The organism is Arthrobacter gyeryongensis (assembly GCF_039543785.1).
GTDB lineage: Bacteria > Actinomycetota > Actinomycetes > Actinomycetales > Micrococcaceae > Arthrobacter > Arthrobacter gyeryongensis.
Genome location: NZ_BAABKK010000048.1, coordinates 1 through 2,439 on the forward strand (window position 1 = coordinate 1; position 2,439 = coordinate 2,439).

The following is a 2,439-nucleotide window of genomic DNA, read 5'->3' on the forward strand; positions in this document are numbered from 1 at the left end:
TTGTGTGGTGTAAGTTGTCGGCCTATTAGTACCGGTCAGCTTCAACAGTCTTTAGTCCTGTCTTCCACATCCGGCCTATCAACCCAGTGGTCTGGCTGGGGGCCTCTCACACACGAGGTGTATGGAAATCTCATCTTGAAGCGAGCTTCCCGCTTAGATGCTTTCAGCGGTTATCCCATCCGAACGTAGCTAATCAGCGGTGCACTTGGCAGTACAACTGACACACCAGAGGTTCGTCCGTCCCGGTCCTCTCGTACTAAGGACAGCCCTTCTCAAATTTCCTGCGCGCGCAGCGGATAGGGACCGAACTGTCTCACGACGTTCTAAACCCAGCTCGCGTACCGCTTTAATGGGCGAACAGCCCAACCCTTGGGACCTACTCCAGCCCCAGGATGCGACGAGCCGACATCGAGGTGCCAAACCATGCCGTCGATATGGACTCTTGGGCAAGATCAGCCTGTTATCCCCGAGGTACCTTTTATCCGTTGAGCGACGGCCATTCCACAATGTACCGCCGGATCACTAGTCCCGACTTTCGTCCCTGCTTGAGATGTCTCTCTCACAGTCAAGCTCCCTTGTGCACTTACACTCGACACCTGATTGCCAACCAGGCTGAGGGAACCTTTGGGCGCCTCCGTTACTTTTTAGGAGGCAACCGCCCCAGTTAAACTACCCATCAGGCACTGTCCCTGACCCGGATCACGGGCCGAAGTTAGATGTCCAAAGTGACCAGAGTGGTATTTCAACGATGACTCCACCCGAACTGGCGTCCGGGCTTCAACGTCTCCCACCTATCCTACACAAGCCACTCCGAACACCAATACCAAACTATAGTAAAGGTCTCGGGGTCTTTCCGTCCTGCTGCGCGTAACGAGCATCTTTACTCGTACTGCAATTTCGCCGAGTTTATGGTTGAGACAGCGGGGAAGTCGTTACTCCATTCGTGCAGGTCGGAACTTACCCGACAAGGAATTTCGCTACCTTAGGATGGTTATAGTTACCACCGCCGTTTACTGGGGCTTAAATTCTCAGCTTCGCCTTGCGGCTAACCGGTCCTCTTAACCTTCCAGCACCGGGCAGGAGTCAGTCCGTATACATCGTCTTGCGACTTCGCACGGACCTGTGTTTTTAGTAAACAGTCGCTTCCCCCTGGTCTCTGCGGCCCCGATCCCCTCCCACCAGCAAGTGGTGTTCAAGGTTGGGGCCCCCCTTCTCCCGAAGTTACGGGGGCATTTTGCCGAGTTCCTTAACCATAATTCTCTCGATCGCCTTGGTATTCTCTACCTGATCACCTGTGTCGGTTTGGGGTACGGGCGGCTGGAACCTCGCGCCGATGCTTTTCTAGGCAGCATAGGATCACCGGATCCCCCCATGACGGGGGTCCCATCAGATCTCAGGAACGTCATCAAAGACACAGCGACGGATTTGCCTATCGCTGACCCTACATCCTTAGACCGGGGCAACCATCGCCCGGCCCGGCTACCTTCCTGCGTCACACCTGTTAATACGCTTACCTCCCGGGATCAGGTCCCGCGCTCGGCCAAAACCCGCACACCACAAGGGTGATTGGGCAGGCTCCGGGCGGTTAGTATCCCCCGCTTGGCATGGGCGGTCCTTCGCCGGTACGGGAATATCAACCCGTTGTCCATCGACTACGCCTGTCGGCCTCGCCTTAGGTCCCGACTTACCCAGGGCAGATTAGCTTGACCCTGGAACCCTTGATCATTCGGCGGACGGGTTTCTCACCCGTCTTTCGCTACTCATGCCTGCATTCTCACTCGTGTAGGCTCCACCGCTGGTTTACACCGCGACTTCACCGCCCACACGACGCTCCCCTACCACTCCAGACGACTGAACCACGAAGGCTTGTCTACTATCTGAAATCCACAACTTCGGCGGTGTACTTGAGCCCCGCTACATTGTCGGCGCGGAATCACTTGACCAGTGAGCTATTACGCACTCTTTCAAGGATGGCTGCTTCTAAGCCAACCTCCTGGTTGTCTTCGCAACTCCACATCCTTTCCCACTTAGCACACGCTTAGGGGCCTTAGTTGGTGGTCTGGGCTGTTTCCCTCTCGACTATGAAGCTTATCCCCCACAGTCTCACTGCTGCGCTCTCACTTACCGGCATTCGGAGTTTGGCTGACGTCAGTAACCTTGTAGGGCCCATCGGCCATCCAGTAGCTCTACCTCCGGCAAGAAACACGCAACGCTGCACCTAAATGCATTTCGGGGAGAACCAGCTATCACGGAGTTTGATTGGCCTTTCACCCCTACCCACAGCTCATCCCCTCCATTTTCAACTGAAGTGGGTTCGGTCCTCCACGACGTCTTACCGTCGCTTCAACCTGGCCATGGGTAGATCACTCCGCTTCGGGTCTAGATCACGCCACTACACTCGCCCTGTTCAGACTCGCTTTCGCTACGGCTACCCCACAC

The 2,439-nt window shown here is 55.8% G+C and carries 1 rRNA gene; it reads right to left on the minus strand.

The window, feature by feature from the left end:
* Positions 1 to 4: 4 nt before the first annotated feature.
* Positions 5 to 2,439, minus strand: a 23S ribosomal RNA gene (locus ABEA18_RS24135); the annotation flags it as partial.